Annotated in this window: 20 protein-coding genes; 10 read left to right on the top strand and 10 right to left on the bottom strand. The window is 63.3% G+C overall.

The genetic code is table 11. From position 1 onward, the window contains the following. Positions 1 to 30: 30 nt before the first annotated feature. From ACVWVY_RS28935 to ACVWVY_RS28920, 4 genes are read left to right on the top strand one after another with little or no spacing between them, the layout of a single operon-like run. The gene (locus ACVWVY_RS28935; protein WP_456629564.1) at positions 31 to 1776 is read left to right on the top strand and encodes an ArnT family glycosyltransferase; all 1746 of its coding nucleotides are present in this window, start codon (positions 31 to 33) and stop codon (positions 1774 to 1776) included. 1 nt (position 1777) lies between these two features. Beyond that, positions 1778 to 2623 carry a phosphatase PAP2 family protein gene (locus ACVWVY_RS28930; RefSeq protein ID WP_456629563.1) on the top strand — a complete coding sequence of 282 codons (846 nt, stop codon included), beginning with the start codon at positions 1778 to 1780 and terminating at the stop codon, positions 2621 to 2623. A 27-nt stretch (positions 2624 to 2650) separates the two neighbouring features. Next, the gene (locus tag ACVWVY_RS28925; RefSeq protein ID WP_456629562.1) at positions 2651 to 3439 is read left to right on the top strand and encodes a glycosyltransferase family 2 protein; all 789 of its coding nucleotides are present in this window, start codon (positions 2651 to 2653) and stop codon (positions 3437 to 3439) included. Next, positions 3439 to 3777 carry a lipid-A-disaccharide synthase N-terminal domain-containing protein gene (locus ACVWVY_RS28920; RefSeq protein ID WP_456629561.1) on the top strand — a complete coding sequence of 113 codons (339 nt, stop codon included), beginning with the start codon at positions 3439 to 3441 and terminating at the stop codon, positions 3775 to 3777. Before ACVWVY_RS28925 ends, ACVWVY_RS28920 begins: the two co-directional genes overlap by 1 nt. Here ACVWVY_RS28920 and ACVWVY_RS28915 read toward each other — a convergent pair whose 3' ends face one another. Beyond that, complete coding sequence (locus tag ACVWVY_RS28915; RefSeq protein ID WP_456629560.1) at positions 3778 to 5469, bottom strand: Na/Pi cotransporter family protein; 1692 nt, start codon at positions 5467 to 5469, stop codon at positions 3778 to 3780. 274 nt (positions 5470 to 5743) lie between these two features. On the opposite strand from ACVWVY_RS28915, the gene ACVWVY_RS28910 reads away from it, so the two are divergent. Then, a complete protein-coding gene (locus ACVWVY_RS28910; RefSeq protein ID WP_108519442.1) occupies positions 5744 to 5989 on the top strand; it encodes a PilZ domain-containing protein in 246 nt (81 codons plus the stop codon). A 158-nt stretch (positions 5990 to 6147) separates the two neighbouring features. Next, positions 6148 to 6975: a tetratricopeptide repeat protein gene (locus ACVWVY_RS28905; RefSeq protein WP_456629559.1), complete on the top strand. Its 828-nt coding sequence runs from the start codon at positions 6148 to 6150 to the stop codon at positions 6973 to 6975. Between the two features lie 140 nt (positions 6976 to 7115). On the opposite strand, the gene ACVWVY_RS28900 is transcribed toward ACVWVY_RS28905, so the two are convergent. The 5 genes from ACVWVY_RS28900 to metC all read right to left on the bottom strand — a co-directional run bounded on the left by ACVWVY_RS28900 (position 7116) and on the right by metC (position 12962). Further along, positions 7116 to 8399, bottom strand: coding sequence for an AAA family ATPase (locus ACVWVY_RS28900; protein ID WP_456629558.1), 1284 nt, complete (start codon positions 8397 to 8399; stop codon positions 7116 to 7118). Further along, the gene (locus tag ACVWVY_RS28895) at positions 8396 to 9136 is read right to left on the bottom strand and encodes a CpaD family pilus assembly protein (protein WP_456629557.1); all 741 of its coding nucleotides are present in this window, start codon (positions 9134 to 9136) and stop codon (positions 8396 to 8398) included. Before ACVWVY_RS28895 ends, ACVWVY_RS28900 begins: the two co-directional genes overlap by 4 nt. Before the next feature lie 40 nt (positions 9137 to 9176). After that, the gene (locus tag ACVWVY_RS28890; RefSeq protein WP_456629556.1) at positions 9177 to 10646 is read right to left on the bottom strand and encodes a type II and III secretion system protein family protein; all 1470 of its coding nucleotides are present in this window, start codon (positions 10644 to 10646) and stop codon (positions 9177 to 9179) included. Between the two features lie 17 nt (positions 10647 to 10663). Beyond that, positions 10664 to 11461, bottom strand: coding sequence for a Flp pilus assembly protein CpaB (gene cpaB, locus ACVWVY_RS28885; protein ID WP_456629555.1), 798 nt, complete (start codon positions 11459 to 11461; stop codon positions 10664 to 10666). A gap of 307 nt (positions 11462 to 11768) precedes the next feature. Beyond that, complete coding sequence (gene metC / locus ACVWVY_RS28880; protein ID WP_456629554.1) at positions 11769 to 12962, bottom strand: cystathionine beta-lyase; 1194 nt, start codon at positions 12960 to 12962, stop codon at positions 11769 to 11771. Between the two features lie 336 nt (positions 12963 to 13298). Here metC and ACVWVY_RS28875 point away from each other — a divergent pair, with 336 nt between their 5' ends. Genes ACVWVY_RS28875 through ACVWVY_RS28860 form a run of 4 tightly spaced genes read left to right on the top strand, consistent with a single transcriptional unit; the run spans position 13299 to position 17816 of the window. After that, entirely contained in the window at positions 13299 to 14315 is a 1017-nt protein-coding gene (locus tag ACVWVY_RS28875; protein ID WP_456629553.1) for an amino acid ABC transporter substrate-binding protein, read from the top strand. Between the two features lie 21 nt (positions 14316 to 14336). Continuing rightward, complete coding sequence (locus ACVWVY_RS28870; RefSeq protein ID WP_456629552.1) at positions 14337 to 15542, top strand: amino acid ABC transporter permease; 1206 nt, start codon at positions 14337 to 14339, stop codon at positions 15540 to 15542. Further along, positions 15539 to 17062 (top strand): amino acid ABC transporter permease, encoded by a 1524-nt coding sequence (locus ACVWVY_RS28865; RefSeq protein ID WP_456629551.1) that lies wholly within the window; start codon positions 15539 to 15541, stop codon positions 17060 to 17062. The genes ACVWVY_RS28870 and ACVWVY_RS28865 overlap by 4 nt, the downstream gene beginning before the upstream one ends. Before the next feature lie 10 nt (positions 17063 to 17072). Beyond that, the gene (locus ACVWVY_RS28860) at positions 17073 to 17816 is read left to right on the top strand and encodes an amino acid ABC transporter ATP-binding protein (RefSeq protein WP_456629550.1); all 744 of its coding nucleotides are present in this window, start codon (positions 17073 to 17075) and stop codon (positions 17814 to 17816) included. Positions 17817 to 17941: 125 nt separating this feature from the next. Here ACVWVY_RS28860 and ACVWVY_RS28855 read toward each other — a convergent pair whose 3' ends face one another. The 4 genes from ACVWVY_RS28855 to ACVWVY_RS28840 all read right to left on the bottom strand — a co-directional run bounded on the left by ACVWVY_RS28855 (position 17942) and on the right by ACVWVY_RS28840 (position 22535). Further along, positions 17942 to 18982, bottom strand: a complete 1041-nt coding sequence (locus ACVWVY_RS28855; RefSeq protein ID WP_456629549.1) for a cysteine synthase A — start codon at positions 18980 to 18982, stop codon at positions 17942 to 17944. Between the two features lie 88 nt (positions 18983 to 19070). Beyond that, on the bottom strand, positions 19071 to 20300 hold the full coding sequence (locus tag ACVWVY_RS28850) for a class I SAM-dependent methyltransferase (RefSeq protein ID WP_456629548.1): 1230 nt from the start codon (positions 20298 to 20300) through the stop codon (positions 19071 to 19073). Positions 20301 to 20355: 55 nt separating this feature from the next. Next, on the bottom strand, positions 20356 to 21219 hold the full coding sequence (locus ACVWVY_RS28845; RefSeq protein WP_456629547.1) for a DUF1365 domain-containing protein: 864 nt from the start codon (positions 21217 to 21219) through the stop codon (positions 20356 to 20358). Between the two features lie 2 nt (positions 21220 to 21221). Then, entirely contained in the window at positions 21222 to 22535 is a 1314-nt protein-coding gene (locus ACVWVY_RS28840; protein WP_456629546.1) for an NAD(P)/FAD-dependent oxidoreductase, read from the bottom strand. Positions 22536 to 22863: the final 328 nt, after the last annotated feature.

Here is a 22863-nt window from a genome sequence, read left to right as displayed (position 1 = left end):
TGCAGTGCGGTTTCATCGTATGCGAACAAGATGGTTGAAACCTTGCAACCCCCACGCTTCGGAGCGGGCCAACAGCCTGTAAAACCTACGCATTCCAGCCGCAGGCTGGCCGCGGCGTTCGATTACGCGACCGCGAGCCACTTTCGCGCCATCGTGTTCCTGGTGCTCTGCGGCATCGTGCTTTTCCTGCCCGGCTTCTTCAATATTCCGGCGATCGACCGCGACGAGGCGCGGTTTGCGCAGGCGACCAAGCAGATGGTCGAAAGCGGCGATTTCGTCGATATCCGGTTCCAGGACGACGTCCGCTACAAGAAGCCGGTCGGCATCTATTGGCTGCAGGCCGCCGTGGTCGAAACCGCCTCGTCGCTCGGCCTGCCGCGGGCGCAGTTGCGCATCTGGCTCTACCGGATTCCCTCCCTGATCGGCGCCATCGGCGCGGTTCTCCTGACCTACTGGGCGGCGCTCGCCTTCGTGACTCGGCGCGGGGCGGCGCTGGCGGCGCTGATGATATGCAGTTCAGTCCTGCTCGGCGCCGAGGCCCGGCTGGCCAAAACCGACGCGATGCTGCTGTTGACCGTGGTTGCCGCGATGGGAGCGATGGCGCGGGTCTATCTGTCCTGGCAGCGTGGCGAGGATCCGGCGCGTCCGCCCTGGAGCGCGCCTGCGATCTTCTGGACTGCGCTGGCCGGCGGCATCCTGCTCAAGGGGCCGCTGATCCTGATGTTCGTCGGCTTGGCCATCCTGGCGCTCGCGATCCTCGACCGCTCGGCGGCATGGCTTTGGCGGCTGCGTCCGGTATGGGGCCTGATGTGGACGCTGGTGCTGGTGCTGCCATGGTTCGTCGCGATCTTCTGGCGGGCGGGCGAGGCCTTCTTCTCCAATTCACTCGGCGGCGACATGTTGAGCAAGCTTGGCGCACAGGAATCCCACGGCGCACCGCCCGGCCTCTATCTGCTGCTGTTCTGGGTCACGTTCTGGCCGGGTGCCGCGCTGGCGGGGATGGCGGCGCCGGCCGTGTGGCGCGCGCGGCGCGAGCCCGGCGCGCAATATCTGCTGGCGTGGCTGGTGCCGTCCTGGATCGTGTTCGAACTGGTGTTGACCAAGCTGCCGCATTACGTGCTGCCGCTGTATCCGGCGATTGCGATCCTCACTGCCGGGGCGCTGGAGCGTCGCGTGCTGTCGCGTTCGTCCTGGCTGACACGCGGTGCGGCCTGGTGGTTCGTGGTGCCGGTCGGCGCGGCCGTGATCGCCGTCATCGGCGCCATCAAGCTGACGCACTATCCGGCGTTTCCGGCCTGGCCGTTCCTGGCCGGGGCCATGATCTTCGGTCTGGTCGCGTGGTGGATGTTCGAGGACAGCCGCGCCGAGCGCTCGCTGTTGAATGCGGTGGTCGCGGCGATGTTCCTGGCGATCGGAATCTACGGCATCGTGATGCCGTCGCTGACGACATTGTTTCCGAGCGCCGAGGTCGCGCGCGCGCTTCGCAACGTGGTCTGCGTTGGGCCAAGGGCCGCAGCAGCCGGCTTTCACGAGCCGAGCCTGGTGTTCATGACCGGCACCGGCACGCTGCTCACCGACGGATCGGGCGCGGCGGATTTCCTAGGCCAAGGCAGTTGCCGTTTTGCGCTGGTGGAATCGCGCACCGAGCGCGCCTTCGTCCAACGCGCCGAAGCCATCGGGTTGCGCTACAACGTGGCGAAGCGGATCGAGGGCTATAATATCTCGCAGGGAAAGGCGGTCTCGATCGCCATCTTCCGCTCGGAAGGCACGGAGTAAGATGTCCACAAATTCCGTGGCCACCGAATCCCAGAATTATGCTTCGCGCTTCGTGAAGCTGGCGTGGTTGTCGCTGACGCAGCTCGTGCGCTCGCCGTCGCATTCGCGGCGCGCCGAGGCGGCGCGGCGGGCGGCACGACACGTGTTGTGGCTGTCGGCTGGCCTCGGTGCCGCGATCATCGTGCTGATGTACGCGATCGACGCGTGGGAAATAGCCCAGATGCCGAAACGCGGCACGCCGGCGCTGTGGTGGATCCGCATTCTCACCGATTTCGGCAAGGACGAATATGTGCTGACGGTACTGGCCGGATTGCTGATCGCGGTTGCCATCGTCTCGCCGGCCTTGCGCGGCATCCAGCGCTCGCTGTTGCTTGGTCTTGGAACGCGGCTGCAGTTCATTTTCTGCGCGGTCGCCGTGCCCAATCTGGTCACCGAAGTGCTGAAATATTGCGTCGGCCGCGGCCGTCCGTTTGTCGGTGGCGAGGCCAATGCCTTTCACTTCTCGCACTTCGCAGGCAACCCGGCCTATTACAGCTTTCCGTCCGGCCACGCCACGACCGCCTTTGCGCTGGCTTTCGCCGTGTCGGTCATCTGGCCTCAGGCACGCCTTGCGATGGCCGTCTATGCCATCTTCATTGCGGCGACCCGTCTGGTGCTGGTCGCCCACCATCCGAGCGACGTGGTAGCCGGTGCGCTGGTCGGGATCGTCGGCGCGATGTTCGTGCGCTACTGGTTTGCGGCCCGCAGGCTGGGGTTCGCGATCCAGCGCGACGGCAGCATTGTGTCCCTTGTCGGGCCTTCGTCCGGACGCCTCAAAAGGGTTGCCCGCGGCGCTTTGGCCCCATAAAAGCGGACGCCGCCCGACGGCCCCGATATGCCCGGTTCCGGGTTCTCCCAAACCAACCAGACGAGTGCCGATTTGACACCTTCCGACACTGATGCGGTCGCCGTTTCCATCGTTGTGCCGGTGCGCAACGAAGCGGAGAACGTCGCGCCGCTGGTTGCGGAAATCGTTGGCGCGCTCGATGGCCGCTGGGCCTACGAGATCATCTATGTCAATGACGGCTCGACGGATGCGACCGCCGGACGGCTGGTCGACCTGATGAAGCAGCACCGTCAGCTCCGGCAACTCAAACACGACCATTCTTCCGGGCAATCGGCGGCGGTGCGCAGCGGGGTGCGGGCCGCGCGCGGCGCCATCGTGGCGACGCTGGATGGCGACGGCCAGAACAATCCGGCGTTCCTGCCGGACTTGATCGCCGCGGTCGAAAAGGGCGATGGCCGCGTCGGTCTCGCCGCCGGCCAGCGGGTGGGGCGCAAGGATACCGGTTTCAAGAAGCTGCAGTCGAAAATCGCCAACGGCGTGCGCAAGGCGATTCTTAGCGACGGCACCCGCGACACCGGCTGCGGGCTGAAGGCTTTCCCGCGCGAGGTGTTCCTCTCGATGCCTTATTTCGACGGGCTGCATCGATTCCTGCCGGCGCTGGTACGCCGCGAAGGCTTTGACATCGCCTATGTCGATGTCATCGATCGTCCGCGCCATTCCGGCGTGTCCAATTACGGCTTCTTTGACCGGCTATGGATCGGGATCATGGATCTTGCCGGCGTGTGGTGGCTGATCCGCCGCAAGAAGCCGACGCCCACTGTGACCGAGGTTCTCTGATGCTGATTCAATACGGCCAGGCGCTGGGCGATTATCTCTATGACGTCTTCGTCGCCAAGTTCGATTTCTGGCTGGCTTTCGGCCTGATCGCGCAATTGTTCTTCACCGCGCGCTTCCTGGTGCAGTGGATCTCAAGCGAACGCGCCGGACGAAGCGTGATTCCGATCGCGTTCTGGTTCTTCTCCATGGGGGGCGGCCTGATGACTCTGGTCTACGGTATCGCCAAGCGCGAGCCGGTGATCATTCTCGGTCAGTCGCTGGCCACGATCATCTATATCAGGAACATCATGCTGATCGTCAGGCATCGCGGCAAGGCGTCGAAGACGCTGGATCGGTGATCAGGAGCGGCTGGGCGCGGGTGCCGGCAGCGCGCCGACATCGTTCTCCGTCGAGCGGCGATACGCGGCCAGTTCGCCCGCGGCATCCAGCACGGGGTAGGCGACCGAGCAGATGTGCGAATGGATGCGCCTGAGGTCGCGCAGCACGTCGAGATGCAGCGAGGTGGTCTCGATGGTTTCGGGCCGGCCCTCGCGCAGGCGGTCGAGATGCCGCTCGGTCGCGGCCAGTTCGGCATTGCGCAGCGCGGCTTTCTCGGCCAGCAGCTTTCGCGCCTCGTTGACGTCTCCGGACATGAAGACGCCGAACGCGATCCGAAGCGAATCCATCGTGCGCTTGTGGAAGGCGGACAGCTCCTCGGCGCCCTCGGCCGAGAACTGGAACCGGCGCTTGATCTTCTTGGTTGCGAGCTCGCTCAGATTCTTGTCGATGATGTCGCCGATATGCTCGAGGTTGATGGCGAAGGAAACGATCTCCATCGCCCGCTGTCCCTCGCGCTCGTCGAGACTGCCGCGGGTGAGTTTTGTGACGTAGAGCTTGATCGCCTCGTCGAGGCTGTCGACGCTGTTGTCCATCTGCGAGACCTGGTCGACCAGCGCCCGGTCGTTGGTCATCATTGCCGCCATCACCTTGCGCAGCATGATCTCGACGTGATCGCCCATATGCAGGGTCTCGCGGGCAGCATCGGCCAGAGCGAGCGAGGGCGTTTCCAGCGCGCTCTCGTCGAGATAGCGCGGTCCTGACGCGTCGGCCTCCTTGACGCGCTCGGGCAGCAACGCCTTCAACAGCTTCGCCATGCCGTCGAGCAGGCCGATGAAGAGAGCTGCGGTCACGACGTTGAAGGCGACGTGGAACAGGGCAGTCGCCTTGGCGAGATCCGGCTGCCACGAGATCAGAAGGTCCGCGATCGGCTGCAGGAACGGCGCCACCAGCAGGATACCGGCAAGCCGGTTGACGAGGTTGCCCAGCGGCAGGCGGTAGCTCGCGGGATTGTCGCGGCGCGCGCCTTCGACGATTGGATTGATGGCGCTGCCGAGATTGGCGCCGAGTACGAGCGCCAGCGCCGCGTAGGGCGTGACGAAATGCGCATAGGCCAGCGACATTATCAGCAGCACGCTGGCGACAGAGGAATGCACCAGCCAGGTCACGATCGCGGCGAGCAGGATGCAGAGCACGGGATCGCCGGTGATGGCGTTCATGAACACGCGCACGCCCGGTGCGTTCTCCGCCGGCGCCAACGTATTGAGCAGGATATGCAGCGCCAGCAGCATCAGGCCGAGCCCGATAAAGACGCGGCCGATGTCCTTGATGCGCGAGCGCGGCCCGCTGCGGAAGGCGACCAGCCCGATGATGAACAGCACGGGTGCCACGGCGGAGATGTTGAACGACAGGATCTGCACGATCAGGGTAGTGCCGACATTGGCGCCAAGCATGATGGCGAGTGCAGGCACCAGGCTGACGAGCCCTTCCGAGGTAAACGAACTGGTGATCAGCGCCGTCGCGGTGCTGCTCTGGAGCAGGGCGGTCAGACCGAGGCCGGCGCCAAAGGCGGTGAAGCGGTTGCTCAGGGCTTTGGCCAGCAACAGGCGCAGATCAGCCCCGAACGCGCGCAGGATGCCGCTGTGGACCATATGCAGGCCCCACAGCAGTAGCGCGACGCCGCCCATCAAATCGAGAAGAACCAGACTTCCCATGCGCTTTTGTTTCCGCCAAATCGAGTCGAGGGGTCAGGCTATCGCCTAACGAGGGGGGATCAACCCCTTAATTTGCCGAAAATTGCACTGCGAGGCGCCGCCGCGGGCGCGTTCGAGGACCTCAGCCATCAACCAAGAGGGCCCCAGGTTCGGTAAACGGATTTCGAACGTATCAGTTACATTGCGAGCCGTTGCGATAGGCCAATTCCAACAATTCTTCGGTAAGACTGATCCACCATCGGGTGAATCACACGAGCTAGGGTCAGGGATCGACATGTATGCGAATCGTCGCAGCAGCGAACGTCGGGCGTGCAGAAGCTTTGCAAAAATACAATTCGCGACCGGCGGCCTGCCGCGCGATTGCATGATTTCCGACGTGTCGGATGGCGGTGTGAAGATCATCGCCGAATATCCCGAAATTCCTTCCGAATTTACGGTGATTTTCTCGGAGGGCAGGCCGCGTCAGTGCCGGCTGGCCTGGCGGATCGGATGCGAGCTCGGCGCGCAATTCGTCGACTAAGCTGCTCGGCTGCGCCGGCGCGGTCAGGGCGCAAGCGCCCGGCCGGCGCGTAGCGGGTCGCAGAGGTCTCCGATTACCGCAAAAGTGGGCAAACTTAACCTGAACTTAGGGTTAAGCTGTGAGTGTTCCTGGACAGTTCCCGCCGTGAGTCCAGCTACATGCGACAGAAGTTGCTCCATCCGTCCCGCCTTGCGCGGCTTCTTGCGTGCACGTCGACCCTGATCCTGGCGTTGGGGCTTGGCAGTTGCCAGACTTCGGGACTAGCAGACATTACCGGTTCGATCGACGAGAAGGCCGACGCCAGTCTCGCCAGCGACCCGCGCCGTGACGCAGAGCTCTACCAGGAGCGCTATCGCGCCAATCCGAAGGATGCCGACGCCGCGCTGAGGTACGGCAAGGCGCTGCGCGCGTCAGGACAGCGGGCGCAGGCGGTTGCGGTGCTCGAACAGGCCACCATCGCCCATCCCGGCAACAAGCTGCTGCTCGCCGCCTACGGCCGCGCGCTGGCCGACAACGGCAACTTCCAGCAGGCCTTCGAGGTGCTCGGCCGCGCCCATAGCCCCGACGATCCCGATTGGCGGCTGCTCTCGGCGCAGGGAGCGACACTGGACCAACTCGGCCGCTACGAGGAGGCGCGGCAATACTATTCGAGCGCGCTGAAGATCGTGCCCGGCCAGCCGTTGGTGCTGTCCAATCTCGGACTGTCCTACGTGCTCTCGAAAGAACTGCCCAAGGCCGAGGAGACGCTGCGCCGCGCCCATGGCCTTGCGCCGACCGATCCGCGCGTACGTGCCAATCTGGCGCTGGTGGTCGGCCTGCAGGGCCGTTTCGCCGATGCCGAAAAGATCGTGAAGGCCGACCTGCCGCCCGCCGAGGCCGCAGTCAATGTCGCCCAGTTGAAGCAGATGTTATCGCGCAAGGAAAAAGAGAACGCGCGGGCCGAGGTCGATAAGATGCCGATCGCGGCCGCCGGACGCGCCAATTAGAACGTTTCAAGCGGAGCGGGCGGCGGCTCGCGTCAGGACCAACGCCTCAAATCAAAAATCCAGAGCCCCGTTCCGATTGCATCGGAACGGAATAGGCTCAGGGCGGCAACGGCTCGGCCACTTGCCGCCGTTGCTCTTGCTCAGGCCCTGCGAGCCTTCACGCCTTGCAGTTTCTTGAGGATCGGGGCCAGGAACGAAGTCCGGGACCGCTTGGTCACGGCATGGCCGGTCAGGCGCTGTGCCATCTGCAGGAACATCGCGGTGGTGCGATGCTTGGCAGAGATCTGCGCGATCATCTGGCCGTTATTGGCGGCGGTGCCGAACATCCTTGAATCGAACGGAATGGCCGCGATCGGTTGGCTCTCGATCGCCTTGGCGAATTCGCGCGTGGATATCTCCGGACGCTTGTGCATGCCGACCTGGTTGAGGCAATAGAGCGGCGGGCGGTCGTTGGGCCGCGCCGCCTTCAGCACGTTCAGCATGTTTTTGGCGTTGCGCATGTTGGCGAGGTCGGGCTCGGCGACGATCAGAATGTCGTCCGCGCCGACCAGCGTGCGTTTGGTCCACGCCGACCATTGATGCGGGACGTCGAGCACGATGCAGGGGGTCGTCATGCGCATCGTATCGAAGATCGCATCGAACGCATCGGCGCCGAAATCATAGACCTGGTCCAATGTTGCCGGCGCCGCCAGCAGGTCGAGGCGGTCAGTGCATTTCGACAGCAGGCGCTCCATGAAGGCGGAGTCCGGCCGTTCCGGCTGGAAGACCGCATTGGCGATGCCTTGAACCGGATCCTGATTGTAATCGAGGCTGGCGGTGCCGAAGGCAAGGTCGAGATCGATCACGACGGAATCCAGCGCGAGATCGCGGGCGATCGCCCAGGCCACGTTGTGCGCGACGGTGGAGGCGCCGACGCCGCCCTTGGCGCCGACCACGGCGATGATGCGGCCGACGGCCACGGCCTCGGAGGCCGCGTAAAGACCGCATATTGCGCGCACGACGTCGATCGGCTCGATCGGTCCGGTCACGTAGTCGCTGATGCCGCGCCGCACCAGTTCACGATAGGGCGTGACGTCGTTGGCGCTGCCGATCACGACGACGCGGGTTCCGGCGTCGCAGACGGTCGCGAGTTCATCGAGGGCTTCGAGAATATCGCGGCCGGGTTCGGTCTCCAGCAAAATGACGTTCGGCGTCGGCGCCTTGTGGTAGGTCTCGATGGCGGCGGCAATGCCGCCCATGTGAACCGTAAGGTGGGCCTTGCCGAGACGGCGGTCTTCGCTCGCCGCGCGCGCCGCTGTTGCGATCGCGATGCTGACGCAAAAGGCCTGCACCGATACGCGTGGCGCCGGCGAGATGTATTCCTCGGGCTGCGCCGGCGTGTCGTCGAGTTGATCGTCTGAGTTTTGAAAGACGCGGCTGATCATTTGCCTGTATCGCTGAGTTTGGCCTTATCGGCTTCGGGATAGGTGGTCGTTGTCGTGGTGCCCTTGCGGTATTTTTCAAAGGCGATATCGCGGCGTGGCGTATAGGCGGGGCTCTCGGGGCGCGGCTGCTCGAGATCGGCAGGATTGTCGATCATCGCAGCAAGGTTGCGCTGGGTGGCGCAGCCGAAATTGTGGTACGAGCGATTTTCATTGTAGGCGACATTGTCGATATTCGGTCCGAGGTCTTGCGGCCACAGGCCGCACGGTCCGGCCACGGCCGTAATCTTCGGATAGCTGAGTCTGATCGTCGGCAGCGTACGTGGATCGTCGGGCCGGTAGTGACGCAGCGTGATGGCGCGCGAGGGCACGCCGCTGGCCATCAGCACCGACCGGATTTCCCGGAACGACGCCGCCGCCGCGCGCGCGTTCGGCGTATCGATCGGGACATCGGCGATAACAGCGCCGGTGCCTTCGCGCATCCAGGTCTGCGCCAGTCCCATGACGTCGGTGCGTTGCGACCCGGACAGGCCGCCGCGGGCATGACCGACGAACACCACGATTGAGCGGTCGGCTTCGGTCACCGCGATCGGATGACGATGGCGGTAATCTTCGGGCACGCTGGCGGTCACGATTTCCGTGCTCTGCAACGTGCAGGCGCCGAGCGCCGCCGAAAGGCCGAGCAGGGCGCCAAGTATCGGCAAGGCCTTGACGCGATAGAGCTGAATTCTCGTTGTCAATGTTCTGTCCTCGTCCCCACTCGGTGAACAGCTCTGCGTCTCAATCGATGATGAAGCCGAAATTGCCCTGCATGCCGCCGACGGGATCGACGCGGGCGGCGACCCCATAGATCCGGTTGATGCGCCCGAGCAAAGCGGACTGCGAGTCGGATGCCGGCGCAAAGCCGTCATCGGGACGCGACAGTTCCTTCTGCGCGACCGCGCGAACGACATAGGGCGTCACGATGACCATCAGTTCGGTCTGATGGTTGATGAAGTCCTGGCTCCTGAACAGCTGTCCGAAAATCGGTATCTGATCCACGCCGGGCATTCCGTTGATAGCCTGCTTGGTTTGTTCCTGGATCAGTCCCGCCATCGCAACGGAGCCGCCGGACGGAATTTCCAGCGTGGTTTCCGCGCGACGCGTCTTGATCGAGGGGATCGTTGTTCCGCCGGCACCGCCCGTCAAAGCGTTTTCGGTCGAGATTTCCGACACTTCGGTCATCACCCTCAGGCTGATCCGTCCCTCGGTCAGCACCACCGGCGTGAAGTTGAGCGAGATGCCGAATTTCTTGAAACTGACCGTCTGAACGCATTGTCCGATCGCGCCCGCCGTCGTCGTTTGGCAGGTTACGCCGGTCGGAATGGGAAATTCGCCGCCTGAAATGAATGTCGCGGACTCGCCGGAGATCGCCGTCAGATTTGGCTCCGCCAGCGTCCGCACCACGCCCGCGCTCTCCATCGCGCGCAGGGTAGCGGTGACGGATGGCAGACCAGCTTTGTTCAAAGCCGCCCCGGTCAAGCCGTTGCCGGCGACGAGCGGAGCATTGTTGGCGGTGAACGGATTGGTGTTGTTGAAAACGACCGCCGCGGTGCCGTAATTCATGCTGGCACTGAGATCGACGCCCAATTGCTTGACGATGTCGCGTCGCACTTCCGCCACGGTGACCTTGAGCATCACCTGGTCGCGGCCGCGGACGATGACCGAGTTGACAACCTTCTCGGCGCCGCCGACCAGCCGCGCCGCGATCTCGCCGGCTTGCTGGGCTTCGACCGGAGAGGATACGGAGCCGGTCAGGACGACACTGTCGCCGACGCCCTCGATCTGGACGCCGGGCAAGGTCTGCTTCAGCGCGGCGCGCACGCCGTTCAAGTCACGCTTGACCGCGATGTCGTAGGAGGCAACCTGCTGGCCGTCGGCGTCGAAGAACACCACGTTGGTCTGGCCGACCGCGCCGCCGATGATATAGGCGCGTTGCGAGGAACGAACGACGGCATTGGCGATCTTCGGGTCGGCGACCAGCACATCCTTCACGTCGCGTGGCAGGTCGACGACCACGGACTTGCCGATGCCGAGCGACAGGAAGCGCATCTTGACCGGGCCGATGGCGGAGGTCGTCACGGGATCCTTGTCGGACTCGGCCGCGACGACGGGCAGCAGCGGAGCGAGCGTCAGCGCGGCGGCGGCCGACAACAACAGGGTGCGCGCCGCTACGGTTCGCATCGCTGACTGATTTTCTCCAAACTTCATTCTGGACGTCCTTTCGGTCACTTCTGTGCCGTCGTTTGATTGGCGACCCCGTAGCGGACCACGTTGACGCTTTCGCTTCGTTTTTTAGTCTGATCCTCGGACTGGCCTTCGGCCGTCGCGTTGACGTCGGTGATGCTGCGCAGCGCGAGCGCCAGCGTGCCGCTCTGGCGCGAACGTGCCAGCGTCTCGGCCTGCTCGGGCTTCAGTTCGAGCGTGACGGTGCGGCCGACGAGGGTGTTGATGCCCTCTTTTTCCTTCGGCGCCTGATCGATCGCCAGCACACGAATGTTGGAGAGAATGATTTCCGACTGGGCGACATCGGCTCCCTTGCCGTCCGGGCTCTTTTCGCGCTTGGTGAGAATGACGTCGACGCGGTCGTTGGGCAGGATGAAGCCGCCGGCGCCGGTTTCCGGCGAGATTTCAGTCGAGATCGCCCGCATGCCGGTCGGCAGGATGGCTGCCATGAAGCCGGAGCCGTTGGCCTTGACCAGCTTCTGCTCACGGATCGGCTCGCCCGCGATGAAGGGAGCGCGCGCAATCGAACCGGCGATTTCCTTGATGGCCTCGGCCCTGCTGGCGCGGTTGACCAGATTATTGCCGGCCGACGCCGGCCAGGTCTGCCATTGCAGATCCTCGGGCTTGACTGGCTGGCCGAGCCCGATGTCGGACTTCGCGACCAGAATTTCCACCGTCGGCAACTGCGCGACCGGTTCGGCCGCGGGCTGCGATCTATCTTCCGTGCCACGGGCGAGATAGGCGGCGACAGCGCCGGCACTCAAGGCGATGATCAGAACGACGACACGTGCGATATTCATACGCTTTTACACTACTCTTACGCAGGGACGCCCCAACTGCACTGCAACGACAGCCTTCCCCGAAGGTATGACTAGGCATCAAAGGTATAAGGGAACTTGAGGCGTGAAAGTTTTGGTCGATCGAACGGCGGGATTCGCCGTCATGGTGAACGAGCGGTTATCGTTTGAAGAAAATTGTCCGCAAAAATCCGGGGATACTGCCGTGACGGCAACGCGCGGTTGATCTGGCCCGGCAGATGCAAGCGAAAGCACTCCGCTGCATCGGCCGTCGCGAAGATCAATCAAAAATCGAACAGGAATAGTCGCCCTACGCGGTGGCCTTCAGCGCCGCAAAACCGCGATCGAGATCGGCCTTGAGGTCGTCGACATTCTCCAGGCCGATGTGGAGCCGCAGCGTCGGTCCGCCGGGGGACCATTTGGTCGCGGTGCGATATTGATCGCAGTCGAACGGAATGATGAGGCTTTCGAAGCCGCCCCAGGAAAAGCCCATGCCGAACAGCTTGACGGTATCGAGCAGGGCATCGACCGCCTTTTGCGGCACCGGTTTTAGAACAATACTGAACAGGCCGGACGCGCCGGTGAAGTCGCGCTTCCAGATCGCGTGGCCCGGGTGACTTTCAAGCGCCGGATGCAGGACCGACAAGACTTCGGGGCGGGTGGCGAGCCAGCGCGCCATTTCGAGACCCGAGCGGTAATGCTGTGCGAGCCGCACCGAAAGCGTGCGGGTGCCGCGCAGCGCCAGGAAGACGTCGTCGGGACCGGCGCAGACGCCGAGCAGGCGAATACCCTCGGTGAGCAGCGGCCAGGCTTTCGCGTTCGCCGAGATCGTGCCGAACATGATGTCGGAATGGCCGCCGATATATTTGGTGGCGGCCTGCATGCTGATGTCGACGCCCTGGTCGAGCGAGCGGTGAAACAGTGGCGTCGCCCAGGTGTTGTCGTCGATGACGAGCGCGCCCCTCGCATGCGCGATTTCGGCGATGGCGGGGATGTCGGTCATTTCAAACGACTGCGAGCCGGGCGCCTCGACCAGCACCGCCTTGGTGTTGGGCTTGAACAGGCTTTCGATGGCAGCGCCGATCAGCGGATCGAAATAGCTGACCTCGACGCCGTAGCGGGCGAGCATGCCGTTGCAGAAATTGCGCGACGGCCGGTAGACGTTGTCGGTCACCAGCACATGATCGCCGGCGCTCAGCACCGAGAGCAGCGTAGTGGTGATCGCGGCGAGCCCCGATGGCGTGAGGCCGACGCCGGCACATTGCGGTCCTTCCAGCGCCATCAGCACGTCCTGCAGCGCGCGTGTGGTCGGAGAGCCGTGACGCCCATAGGAGAATTCGGCACGGTGGGCGTGGAGGTCCTCGGCGGTCGGATAGAGCACGGTCGAACCGTGGAACACGGCAGGGTTGACGAACCCCCTTTGCCCCTTGGTGTCACGGCCCGCGGTGACCAGTCTGGTTTCGGGTTTTTGCGGGTTGGACGGACCGTCGTTCGAAAAGCTCATGCGTTTGCATTATCCAAGACGTTATGCCGCAGCCACAACTTGATCGCGAAAATCCGCCGGGCGGCAGGGCAGGACCGGGTAAGTTAATAACAAGACACCGAAGAGGGCAGTCAACCCCTTGACCCGGCACGCCAGTCGTTCTGAGATGCATGCCAACTAACAGTCGCTGCAAGTTGAGGGGCCTGTCGCGATATTGATCCATTGCCCGACCGGACCGCATGTCAAACTGCACGGCCGGCGGGACGCTTTTCAGCGAGGGATCAGCGGGTTGGCCCCACAACGTCAGGCGTTGCCTAAAAAAAGATCTCCGGACGACCCCCTTGAAAGGCCTAGCCCATGAAACGCGTATCTCTGGTTGTTACCCTCGCTCTTGCCGCCGGTCTCTCGGCCCAGGCCGCCTCGGCGCAAACCCTCAAGACGGTCAAGGACCGCGGTATGCTGTCCTGCGGGGTCAGCCAGGGCCTGCCGGGCTTCTCGACTCCGGACGACAAGGGTAACTGGACCGGGCTCGACGTCGACATCTGCCGCGCGATCGCAGCCGCCATTTTCAACGACGCGAGCAAGATCAAGTTCGTGCCGCTGTCGGCCAAGGACCGCTTCACCGCGCTGCAGTCGGGTGAGATCGACGTGCTGTCGCGCAACACCACCTGGACGCTGTCGCGCGACACCTCGCTCGGCGCCAACTTTACCGGCGTCACCTATTATGACGGCCAGGGTTTTCTGGTGAAGAAGTCGCTGAAGGTGAACTCGGCGCTGGAACTCAACAGCGCCTCGGTCTGCGTCCAGACCGGCACCACCACCGAGCAGAATCTCGCCGACTACTTCAAGGGCAACAACATGAAGTATGAGGTGATCGCGTTCGCCACCGCCGACGAAAGCGTCAAGGCCTATGAATCCGGCCGCTGCGACGTCTTCACGTCAGACGTCTCCCAGCTCTACGCCGAGCGCCTGAAGGTCGCCAATCCCGCCGATCACGTCGTGCTGCCCGAAGTGATCTCGAAGGAGCCGCTCGGGCCGATGGTCCGCCATGGCGACGATCAGTGGTTCGACGTCGTGAAATGGACGCTGTTTGCAATGGTCGGCGCCGAAGAACTCGGCGTGACCCAGAAGAACGTCGACGAAATGGCCAAGTCCGACAAGCCCGAGCTCAAGCGCGCCATGGGCACCGACGGTAACCTTGGCGAACAGCTCGGCCTGACCAAGGACTGGATCATTCGCATCGTGAAGGCGACGGGCAATTACGGCGAGTCCTTCGAGCGGAACGTCGGCTCCGGCTCCAAGCTCGGCATTGCCCGCGGCCTCAATAATCTCTGGAGCAAGGGCGGTATTCAGTACGCGCCGCCGATCCGCTGATCGCAGGCAGGGGCTGCGGCGATGGCCATCGAACCCCGACAACCACCGTCGCAGCTTCTTCCCAAGCTGCAGCGGGCGCTCGGCGGCCGGGCGGGCTGGAGCGGCTTCGTGCTCCAACTGCTGTTCGTCGCCGCGCTCGCCTGGATCTCATATGAGATCGTCGCCAATGCCCGCGCCAATTTGCAGGCGCAGCGGATCACCGCGGGCTTCGGTTTCCTTGCCAACAATGCGGGCTTTGACGTCAGCCAGAGCCTGATCCCGTATTCGGGATCCGATCCGTACACGCGCGTGTTCCTCGTCGGTCTCTTGAACACGCTGCTGGTCTCGGTGATCGGCATCTTCTTTGCCACCCTGATCGGATTCATCGTCGCACTCGGACGGCTGTCGCCGAACTGGCTGCTGTCGCGGATCTCGGGCGGCTATGTCGAACTGATCCGCAACCTGCCGGTATTGTTCCAGATCCTGTTCTGGTATCTCGCGGTGCTCGCCGCACTGCCTAATCCCAGGCAGAGCATCTCGATCTTCGACAGTTTCTTTCTCAGCAATCGCGGATTGATCATACCCAAGCCGATCGGCGAGCCGGGTTTTGAGCCGTTCGTGTTGGCGTTGCTGATCGCGATCGTTGCCGCGATCGCGCTGTGGCGCTATTCCCGACGGCTATTGTTCGATAGTGGCAAGGTGATGAAGGTTTGGCCTTATGCACTGGGCCTGGTGATCGGTCTTCCGCTGCTCTCGACGCTTGTGTTCGGCGCGCCCGTAAAGTTTGAAATTCCGGTACTGAAGGGCTTCAACTTCGCCGGCGGCTCGCGCGTCATTCCGGAGTTCGTGGCGCTGACGCTGGCGCTGTCGACCTATACCGCCTCCTTCATCGCCGAGATCGTGCGCGCGGGCATTCTTTCCGTGCACAAGGGCCAGATGGAAGCCGGCTCCTCGCTCGGACTGCAGCGCGGTTCGGTGCTGCGGCTGATCGTGATCCCGCAGGCGATGCGCGTGATCCTGCCGCCGCTCACCAACCAGTACCTCAACTTGACCAAGAACTCCTCGCTGGCGGTCGCCATCGGCTATCCCGACCTGGTTTCTGTATTCGCCGGAACCACGCTGAGCCAGACCGGGCAGGCGATTGAAATCATCGGCATCACCATGGGCGTCTATCTCCTGATCTCGCTCGTCACCAGCGCGATCATGAGCTTCTATGGATGGCGGATCAGCCGGAGCATGGGCGGATGAGCGACACAACTTCATCCCATTTCGTCCGTCGGGATCTGGTGCCCGAGCGGCCCGCGCCGGTGAAGACCACCGGCTTCATCGGCTTCCTGCGCACGCGTCTGTTCAATTCGCCCACCAACATCCTGATCACCATCGTCAGCGCGCTGCTGCTGTGGTTCATCCTCGTGCCCGCACTGAAATTCTTGCTCGTCGACGCGGTCTGGACGGGCACGGACCGAACCGCCTGTTTGGCGAAAAGTCCCGGGGACGTGGTCGGCGCGTGCTGGCCTTTCATCCAGGCCAAGCTTCCGCAGTTCATCTACGGCTTTTATCCGGAGCCGGAGCGCTGGCGGGTCAATCTAGTCTTCGCTCTCGCCGCGATCCTGCTGATCCCACTGCTGATTCCGCGGCTGCCGGGCAAGGGGCCCAACGCCCTGCTGTTCTTCCTGGCACTCCCCATCCTTGCCTTCTTCCTGCTGCGTGGCGGCGGGATCGGTGGCTTCGGCGTGAGCTGGACGGCCGGGCTTCTTGCGGGCTTCAACGACAGTATCGGCGACGGCGGCAGGAAACTCGTAGCCTCCAGCGAGACGACGGCCGTCATCGGACCGCTGCTGTGGCTCATTGGCAAGCTGATCGTGCTGCTGAGCACGGCGGTTGGCTGGGTGCTGCTGCCGCTGACCTGGCTGCGTGACCAGATCCAGGCCTCCGGCCGTCCGGTTTGGGCCGACCTCCTCGCAACGGCCGTGATCGTGTCTGGCTTGCTGTTCTGGCTGGGCGGCGGCACGCGCGCCGGCTGGCGTCCGCTGGTCACGTGTCTGGCAATCTTTGCCGGCATCGGCATTGTGATCGCGGTGATGGGGCTCGACCGCGGCGGGCTTCCAGAGGTCGACACGCGGCTGTGGGGCGGGCTGCTGGTGACGCTGGTGGTGGCGGTCACCGGCATCGTCGCCTCGATGCCGGTCGGCATTGCGCTCGCGCTCGGCCGGCGGTCGTCGATTCCGCTGATCCGGATTTTCTCGATTGCCTTCATCGAGTTCTGGCGCGGGGTTCCGCTGATCACGGTGCTGTTCTTCGCAACCTATATGTTGCCGCTGTTCGTTCCGACCGGCTTCACCATCGACGGGTTGGTGCGTGCCCTGATCGGAATCGCGCTGTTTACCGGCGCCTACCAGGCTGAAAACATCCGCGGCGGCCTGCAGGCGATCCCGCGCGGCCAGGGCGAGGCGGCGAGCGCGCTCGGCCTGTCCTGGAGCAAGACCACGGCGCTGATCGTGATGCCGCAGGCGTTGCGCTACGTCATCCCGAACCTGGTCAACAGCTTCATCAGCCTGTTCAAGGATACCTCGCTGGTTTCGATCGTGGCGCTGTTCGATTTGCTCGGACAATTGCGCGCCTCGTTCTCCGATCCGGTCTGGTCGACGCCGACGACGCTGTTCACCGGCTTTGCCTTCACTGGGATGATCTATTTCGTGTTCTGCTTCGGGATGTCGCGTTACTCGCTGTTCGTCGAGAACCGGCTGAACGCCCATCGTCGCAACTGAGTACAGGACCATGACCGCAAACTCGATCGTCGGCATCAACGCGCTCAACAAGTGGTACGGCGACTTTCACGTGCTGCGCGACATCAACCTCGACGTCGCCAAGGGCGAGCGCATCGTCATTTGCGGCCCGTCAGGTTCGGGCAAGTCGACGCTGATCCGCTGCATCAACGCGCTGGAGGAATTCCAGGAAGGCCAGATCGTCGTCGAGGGCATCGAATTGGGTCCGAACCTGCGACGGGTGGACGAAGTCCGCCGCGAGGTCGGCATGGTGTTCCAGAGTTTCAATCTGTTTCCGCATCTGACCGTGCTGGAGAACTGCACGCTGGCGCCGATCTGGGTGCGCAACATCCCGAAAAAGGATGCCGAAGCGACCGCGATGAAATATCTGGAGCGGGTCAAGATCCCGCATCAGGCCAACAAATATCCCGGCCAGATGTCAGGCGGTCAGCAGCAGCGCGTGGCGATCGCCCGCGCGCTGACCATGAACCCGAAGGTGATGCTGTTCGACGAGCCGACCTCGGCGCTCGATCCGGAAATGGTCAAGGAAGTGCTCGACACCATGGTCGATCTCGCCAAAGAAGGCATGACCATGCTGGTCGTCACCCACGAAATGGGATTTGCCCGCGAGGTCGCCAACCGCGTCGTGTTCATGGACGCCGGGCAGGTGATCGAGTCCAATACGCCGCAGGAATTCTTCGCCAATCCGCAGCACGCGCGCACGAAGCTGTTCCTGAGCCAGATCCTGCGGCATTGACGCTGCCGTAGGGTGGGCAAAGCGCAGCTTGCCCACCATCGCGCAACGTGCTCGCTGATGGATGGTGGGCACGTCGCTTGCGCTCCTTTGCCCACCCTACGACGTCTAGGCTATCTCGGACGCTCTCACACCTTCTCGAACGGCACGTCGATCTCGGTGCGCTTCTCCAGCCATGCCGGCACCGGCAGGTTCTTCGAGCGCATGAACTCCGGATTGAACAGCTTTGACTGATACCGGTTGCCGGAATCGGCGAGGATCGTGACGATGGTCTTGCCGGGTCCGAGCTGCTTGGCGAGCTGGATCGCGCCGGCCACGTTGACGCCGGTCGAGCCGCCGAGGCACAGGCCCTCGTGCTCGAGCAGGTCATAGATCACCTTCACGGCTTCTTCGTCCGGAACCAGGAAAGCGTCGTCGACCTTGGCGGTCTCGATCACGGGCGTGACGCGGCCGAGCCCGATGCCCTCGGTGATGGAGTCACCCGGCGTCGATTTGGCGGTGCCATTCTTGAACAGCTCGTACATCGCAAAGCCATGCGGATCGGCGCAGGCGTTGACGATGCCCGGGTGCTTCTCCTTCAGATAGCGGCTGGTGCCGGCCAGCGTGCCGCCGGTGCCGACCGAGCAGATGAAGCCATCGATCTTGCCGCCGGTCTGCTCCCAGATCTCCGGTCCGGTGGATTCGTAATGCGCCTTGGCGTTGTCGAGATTGTTCCACTGGTCGGCAAACAACACGCCGTTCGGCTCGGTCTTGCGAAGCTGGGCGGCCAGCCGCCGCCCGACATGCTGGTAGTTGTTCGGATTGGCGTAAGGCAGCGCCGGCACCTCGATCAGCTCGGCGCCGCACAGCCGCAGCGTGTCCTTCTTTTCCTTGCTCTGTGTTTCCGGGATCAGGATCAGCGTGCGGTAACCGCGCGCGCTGGCGACGACGGCAAGACCGATGCCGGTGTTGCCCGCGGTCGATTCCACCACGAGCCCGCCGGGCTTGAGGTCACCGCGCTTCTCGGCCTCAAGGATCATCCACTTGCCCGCGCGGTCCTTGACCGACTGGCCGGGATTCATGAATTCGGCCTTGCCGAGAATGGTGCAGCCGGTCAGCTCAGATGCGCGCTTCAGCTTGATGAGGGGCGTGTTGCCGATCGCTTCGATGACGTCTTTGTTGAAGGCCATGTTTTGAAATTGCCGGTTGTTTGCCCAATCGTTAGGCGACCCTAATGGACCGCCGCAGGGCATACAAGCCAGCGCTGAAACAGGGCTGTCAGCCCGATTTCGCAAACACCACCTGACGCACGTCGATATTTCCGGACAGGAACCCCGCCTCGCAATAGGCGAGGTAATATTCCCACAGCCGCCGGAAGCGGTCGTCGAATCCCGACGGCGTCAGGTTGGGCCAGGCCGCGCGGAAATTGCTTCGCCAGATCGCAAGCGTCCTGGCATAATCTTGCCCGAAAATGCGCTCGCGGATGACGGGAACGCCGAAGCGCTCGCCGAGCGTTTTCAGGATCTGCGGCGAGGGCAGCATGCCGCCCGGAAAGACGTAGCGTTGTATGAAGTCGACTTCGCGGCGATAGGTTTGAAACAGGCTGTCCTGGATGGTGATGGCCTGGAGGCCGGCGAGGCCACCGGGCAGCAGGCGGTCGCGCAACTGTGAAAAATATTTCGGCCAGAATTGCTCGCCGACCGCCTCGATCATCTCGATCGAGGCGATCCGGTCATAGCGGTCGCGCTCGTCGCGATAGTCCTGCAGCCTGATCTCGACCTGATCGCTGAGCCCTGCATTGTGAATGCGCGCCTGGGCAAAATCGCGCTGCTCCTTGCTGATGGTCAGGCCGACGACTTTGGTGCCGTACGTCTTGGCGACGTACTCGGCAAAGCCGCCCCATCCGCAGCCAATCTCCAAAAGTTTCTGGCCCGGCCGCAGATCGATTGCCTCGGCAAGCCGGCGGTACTTGTTGTGCTGGGCCGCCGTCAGGTCTGCGGTATCGTCCTCGAACAGTGCGGACGAATAGGTCATGCTGGGATCGAGCCACGCCGAATAGAACGCGTTGCCGATGTCGTAATGCGCATAGATGTTGCGGCGGGCCTGCCGCCGCGTATTGCGATTGAGCCAGTGCCTGACGACCTGGAAGGTGCGTGTCAGCGGGTTGCCGACCAGCATGGTCTGCATCCAGTCCTGGTTGACGCAGAACAGATAGAGGAATTGCGTGAGGTCGGGCGTGTCCCATTCGCCGCGCAGATAGGCCTCGGCGATGCCGATATCGCCGCCGCGCAGCAGCCGTGAGGCGAAGCCGTAATCGTAAATCTTCATGGCGGCGGCAGGACCTGGCGCATTGCCACCCAGTCGCACAACACGGCCGTCGGCCAGCGTCACGTCGAGCGTGCCATGTCGCAGCTTTGAACCGAAGCCCAGCGCCAGCCGGACGAGGCGGGGCAATTCCGGAAACGTCGCGTCTACGGTTTCCGATGTGACCGAAATCAGCTCGGACATGGGCGATCCATCGAATGGCGGTTTACCCGGCCTCGCATGGTCAATCGACCCTGCTTCAATTCCTGGCACGGGTGGACAACGCGGGCGAAGTATAATCGTTGCCATTCACGGTCGCCAAGCCGGTATTGAGGGCTGCGTCTTTCCGCGGCACCGGCCGCGCGCCCTTCAGCCAGAGCCGCAGCGCCTCCCAATGGATCGCCGCCATGATCTTCATGGTGACCAGCGGGAGGGCGAAGAATGCGCGCAGCAGCTCCTTGGTGTTGAGCATGCGACGGCTGCCATTGAAAGTTGCAGCGAGCAGGGGGCCTTCACGGTCAGTTTCCAGAATTCGCAGTTGCACACGCTCGCCCGGCGGCAGCACGCGAAAATGGTAGCGCATCGCCATCTCGATGAAGGGCGAGACGTAGAACAGCTTGTCCTGTTGCTGCCGCACGCCGGCGTCGCTGATTTCGCCAGATAGCACCGGCAGGACGTAAGGATGGATGTCGCCAAAGGTGTTGCGCACTTCATAGATCAGCAGTGCCAGCCCACCATCGGCGCGATAGCAGAAATAGACGGAAAGCGGATTGAAGGTGTAGCCGAGCAGGCGGGGATAGCAGAGCAGCAGCACCCGTCCGCCCGTGAGGTCGATGCCGCGCTCGGCCGCGCGAAGTTGCACCCAGGCGCGCATGGATGATCCGTCCCGCCTGCCATGGTCGGCCTCATGGAAACTGTAGAGCGCCGCGCGGTTCACGCCGAACAACGCCGATTGCCGGTCTGCGTCCGCCAGCCGGTCCAGATCGATCAAGAGGCTCATCACGCGATAGCTGAAGCGATGACCCATCGGCTTCAGCCGCGCATGCATGACCTCGCCGACGTAAAGCGAGGCGGCGTTGGCGGGAGCGCCAGGTCGTTCTGATCCTGCCGGTGTTGCGCGCATGGCTACTCCGCAGCCTCCGCCAGCCCCAGCAGCGGTTGACGCCATGGCGCCACCGCGCCGAGCGCCTCGGCGACCGCAAGGCCTGATCGCAATCCGTCCTCGTGGAAGCCGTATCCGGTCCATGCGCCGCAAAACCAGGTATGTCGCCGGCCCTGAATCTCGGGCAGGCGCTTCTGGGCGGCAAAGGCCGTGGCGTTATATTGCGGATGCTCGCAGAGGTATTTGCCGAAGGTCAGCGCGGGATCGGGCGCGACCGGCGGGTTGAGGCTGACGAACAGCGGCTTGTCATGATCGATGCCCTGCAGCTCGTTCATCCAGTAGGTCACGGAGACGTCGTTATCGACGCCCCCCTGGCGCGGCCATCGCAGGAAATTCCAGGAGGCCCAGGCACGCCGGCGCTTCGGCATCAGCGCGGGATCGCGGTGCAGGTAGATCGTGTTGGGGGAATAGCCGATCGCACCCAGTATAGCGCGCTCGCGCTCGTCGGCATCCGGCAGCATCGCCAGTGCCTGGTCGCTGTGGGACGCAATCACGACGTGATCGTAGGTGTCGGTCTTGCCATGGCTGTCGTGGACGACGACGCCATGCGCCGTGCGCTCGATTGCCGTGACGGCGCAGCCAAGCCTGATCCGGTCGCGGAATGAGGCGGTCAGTTTTTCGACATAGTGCTGGCTGCCGCCCTTCACGGTGCGCCAGACCGGACGGTCATATTGCAGCAGGCGATGATTGGCGAAGAAGGCGACGAAATTTTCGGCCGGGAAGTCCAGCATCTCGCTCGACGGCGCCGACCAGATCGCAGCGCCCATCGGCGCCAGATAGTCGGTCAACAGCCGCGGCGCAAAGTGGCGCGTGCGGAAATATTCGCCGAGCGTCAGCCCGGCCAGTTTTCCGCCCGCGTAATCCTCGACGCTCTGCTGGTTGAAGGTGACGATATCGCGCAGCATCCAGAGATAGGAGGGTGACAACAGGTTGCTGGCTTGCGCGAACAATCCGCGTGCGGTCTCGAACCAGTTGTTGCCGCCGCCTTTCCACTCGAAGCGGCCGGTGTCCGCCGTCACCGCAAAACTCATGCAGCTTTCGATGGTCTCGACGCCGAGATGGGCGAACAGCGCCGTCAGGTCCGGATAGTTCAGTTCATTGTAGACGATGAAGCCGATGTCGACCGCAAGCTGAGCCCCGTCATAGTCGATGCTGACGGTATGGCTGTGGCCGCCGGGCCTGAGTTCGCGGTCGTAGACGGTGACCGGATAATGTTTCGACAAGGTCCAGGCCGCAGCGTTGCCGCTGATTCCCGTCCCGACCACCGCGACCCGCATTTTTGGCCCTCCATGGCACGCTGCGAGATACGGGGGGCTATTCCGGGAGTTTCAAATCGGCCACGGGCGGGGATTCGCTGCAGGACAGGCGAGGCGGGGCATCAGAACAGGGGAAAAGCCCCGGGAAAGCCCCATGAAATCTTCGTAAGATTTCGGCGATCCTGCGGCATCCCGACAGAGTTCCAAACCCTATAAAATAAGGGGAAGTGAGCTCTTTGCCGCCTGTTTTACGCGTCCAAACCGGCGATTGGTGAAGGGCTGCGCGGGGCTGTCCGCGCCCGAGTCGCAAGGGTAGTATGGTGCTTCGGTTCCAACGGAAGCATCACCC

It is taken from the genome of Bradyrhizobium sp. URHC0002, assembly GCF_054059515.1.
The sequence above is the reverse complement of the archived record's forward strand: the minus strand, read 5'-3'. Positions and strand labels throughout refer to the sequence as shown.

Coding starts and splice junctions, on each gene's coding strand:
- ACVWVY_RS28840 (WP_456629546.1), bottom strand. CDS start 22,535: ATGCGGGTCGCGGTGGTCGGGACGGGAATCAGCGGCAACGCTGCGGCC.
- ACVWVY_RS28890 (WP_456629556.1), bottom strand. CDS start 10,646: ATGAAGTTTGGAGAAAATCAGTCAGCGATGCGAACCGTAGCGGCGCGC.
- ACVWVY_RS28925 (WP_456629562.1), top strand. CDS start 2,651: ATGCCCGGTTCCGGGTTCTCCCAAACCAACCAGACGAGTGCCGATTTG.
- cpaB (WP_456629555.1), bottom strand. CDS start 11,461: ATGAATATCGCACGTGTCGTCGTTCTGATCATCGCCTTGAGTGCCGGC.
- ACVWVY_RS28845 (WP_456629547.1), bottom strand. CDS start 21,219: ATGCGCGCAACACCGGCAGGATCAGAACGACCTGGCGCTCCCGCCAAC.
- ACVWVY_RS28900 (WP_456629558.1), bottom strand. CDS start 8,399: ATGATCAGCCGCGTCTTTCAAAACTCAGACGATCAACTCGACGACACG.
- ACVWVY_RS28855 (WP_456629549.1), bottom strand. CDS start 18,982: ATGGCCTTCAACAAAGACGTCATCGAAGCGATCGGCAACACGCCCCTC.
- ACVWVY_RS28935 (WP_456629564.1), top strand. CDS start 31: ATGGTTGAAACCTTGCAACCCCCACGCTTCGGAGCGGGCCAACAGCCT.
- metC (WP_456629554.1), bottom strand. CDS start 12,962: ATGAGCTTTTCGAACGACGGTCCGTCCAACCCGCAAAAACCCGAAACC.
- ACVWVY_RS28915 (WP_456629560.1), bottom strand. CDS start 5,469: ATGGGAAGTCTGGTTCTTCTCGATTTGATGGGCGGCGTCGCGCTACTG.
- ACVWVY_RS28910 (WP_108519442.1), top strand. CDS start 5,744: ATGTATGCGAATCGTCGCAGCAGCGAACGTCGGGCGTGCAGAAGCTTT.
- ACVWVY_RS28860 (WP_456629550.1), top strand. CDS start 17,073: ATGACCGCAAACTCGATCGTCGGCATCAACGCGCTCAACAAGTGGTAC.
- ACVWVY_RS28905 (WP_456629559.1), top strand. CDS start 6,148: ATGCGACAGAAGTTGCTCCATCCGTCCCGCCTTGCGCGGCTTCTTGCG.
- ACVWVY_RS28920 (WP_456629561.1), top strand. CDS start 3,439: ATGCTGATTCAATACGGCCAGGCGCTGGGCGATTATCTCTATGACGTC.
- ACVWVY_RS28865 (WP_456629551.1), top strand. CDS start 15,539: ATGAGCGACACAACTTCATCCCATTTCGTCCGTCGGGATCTGGTGCCC.
- ACVWVY_RS28930 (WP_456629563.1), top strand. CDS start 1,778: ATGTCCACAAATTCCGTGGCCACCGAATCCCAGAATTATGCTTCGCGC.
- ACVWVY_RS28875 (WP_456629553.1), top strand. CDS start 13,299: ATGAAACGCGTATCTCTGGTTGTTACCCTCGCTCTTGCCGCCGGTCTC.
- ACVWVY_RS28850 (WP_456629548.1), bottom strand. CDS start 20,300: ATGTCCGAGCTGATTTCGGTCACATCGGAAACCGTAGACGCGACGTTT.
- ACVWVY_RS28870 (WP_456629552.1), top strand. CDS start 14,337: ATGGCCATCGAACCCCGACAACCACCGTCGCAGCTTCTTCCCAAGCTG.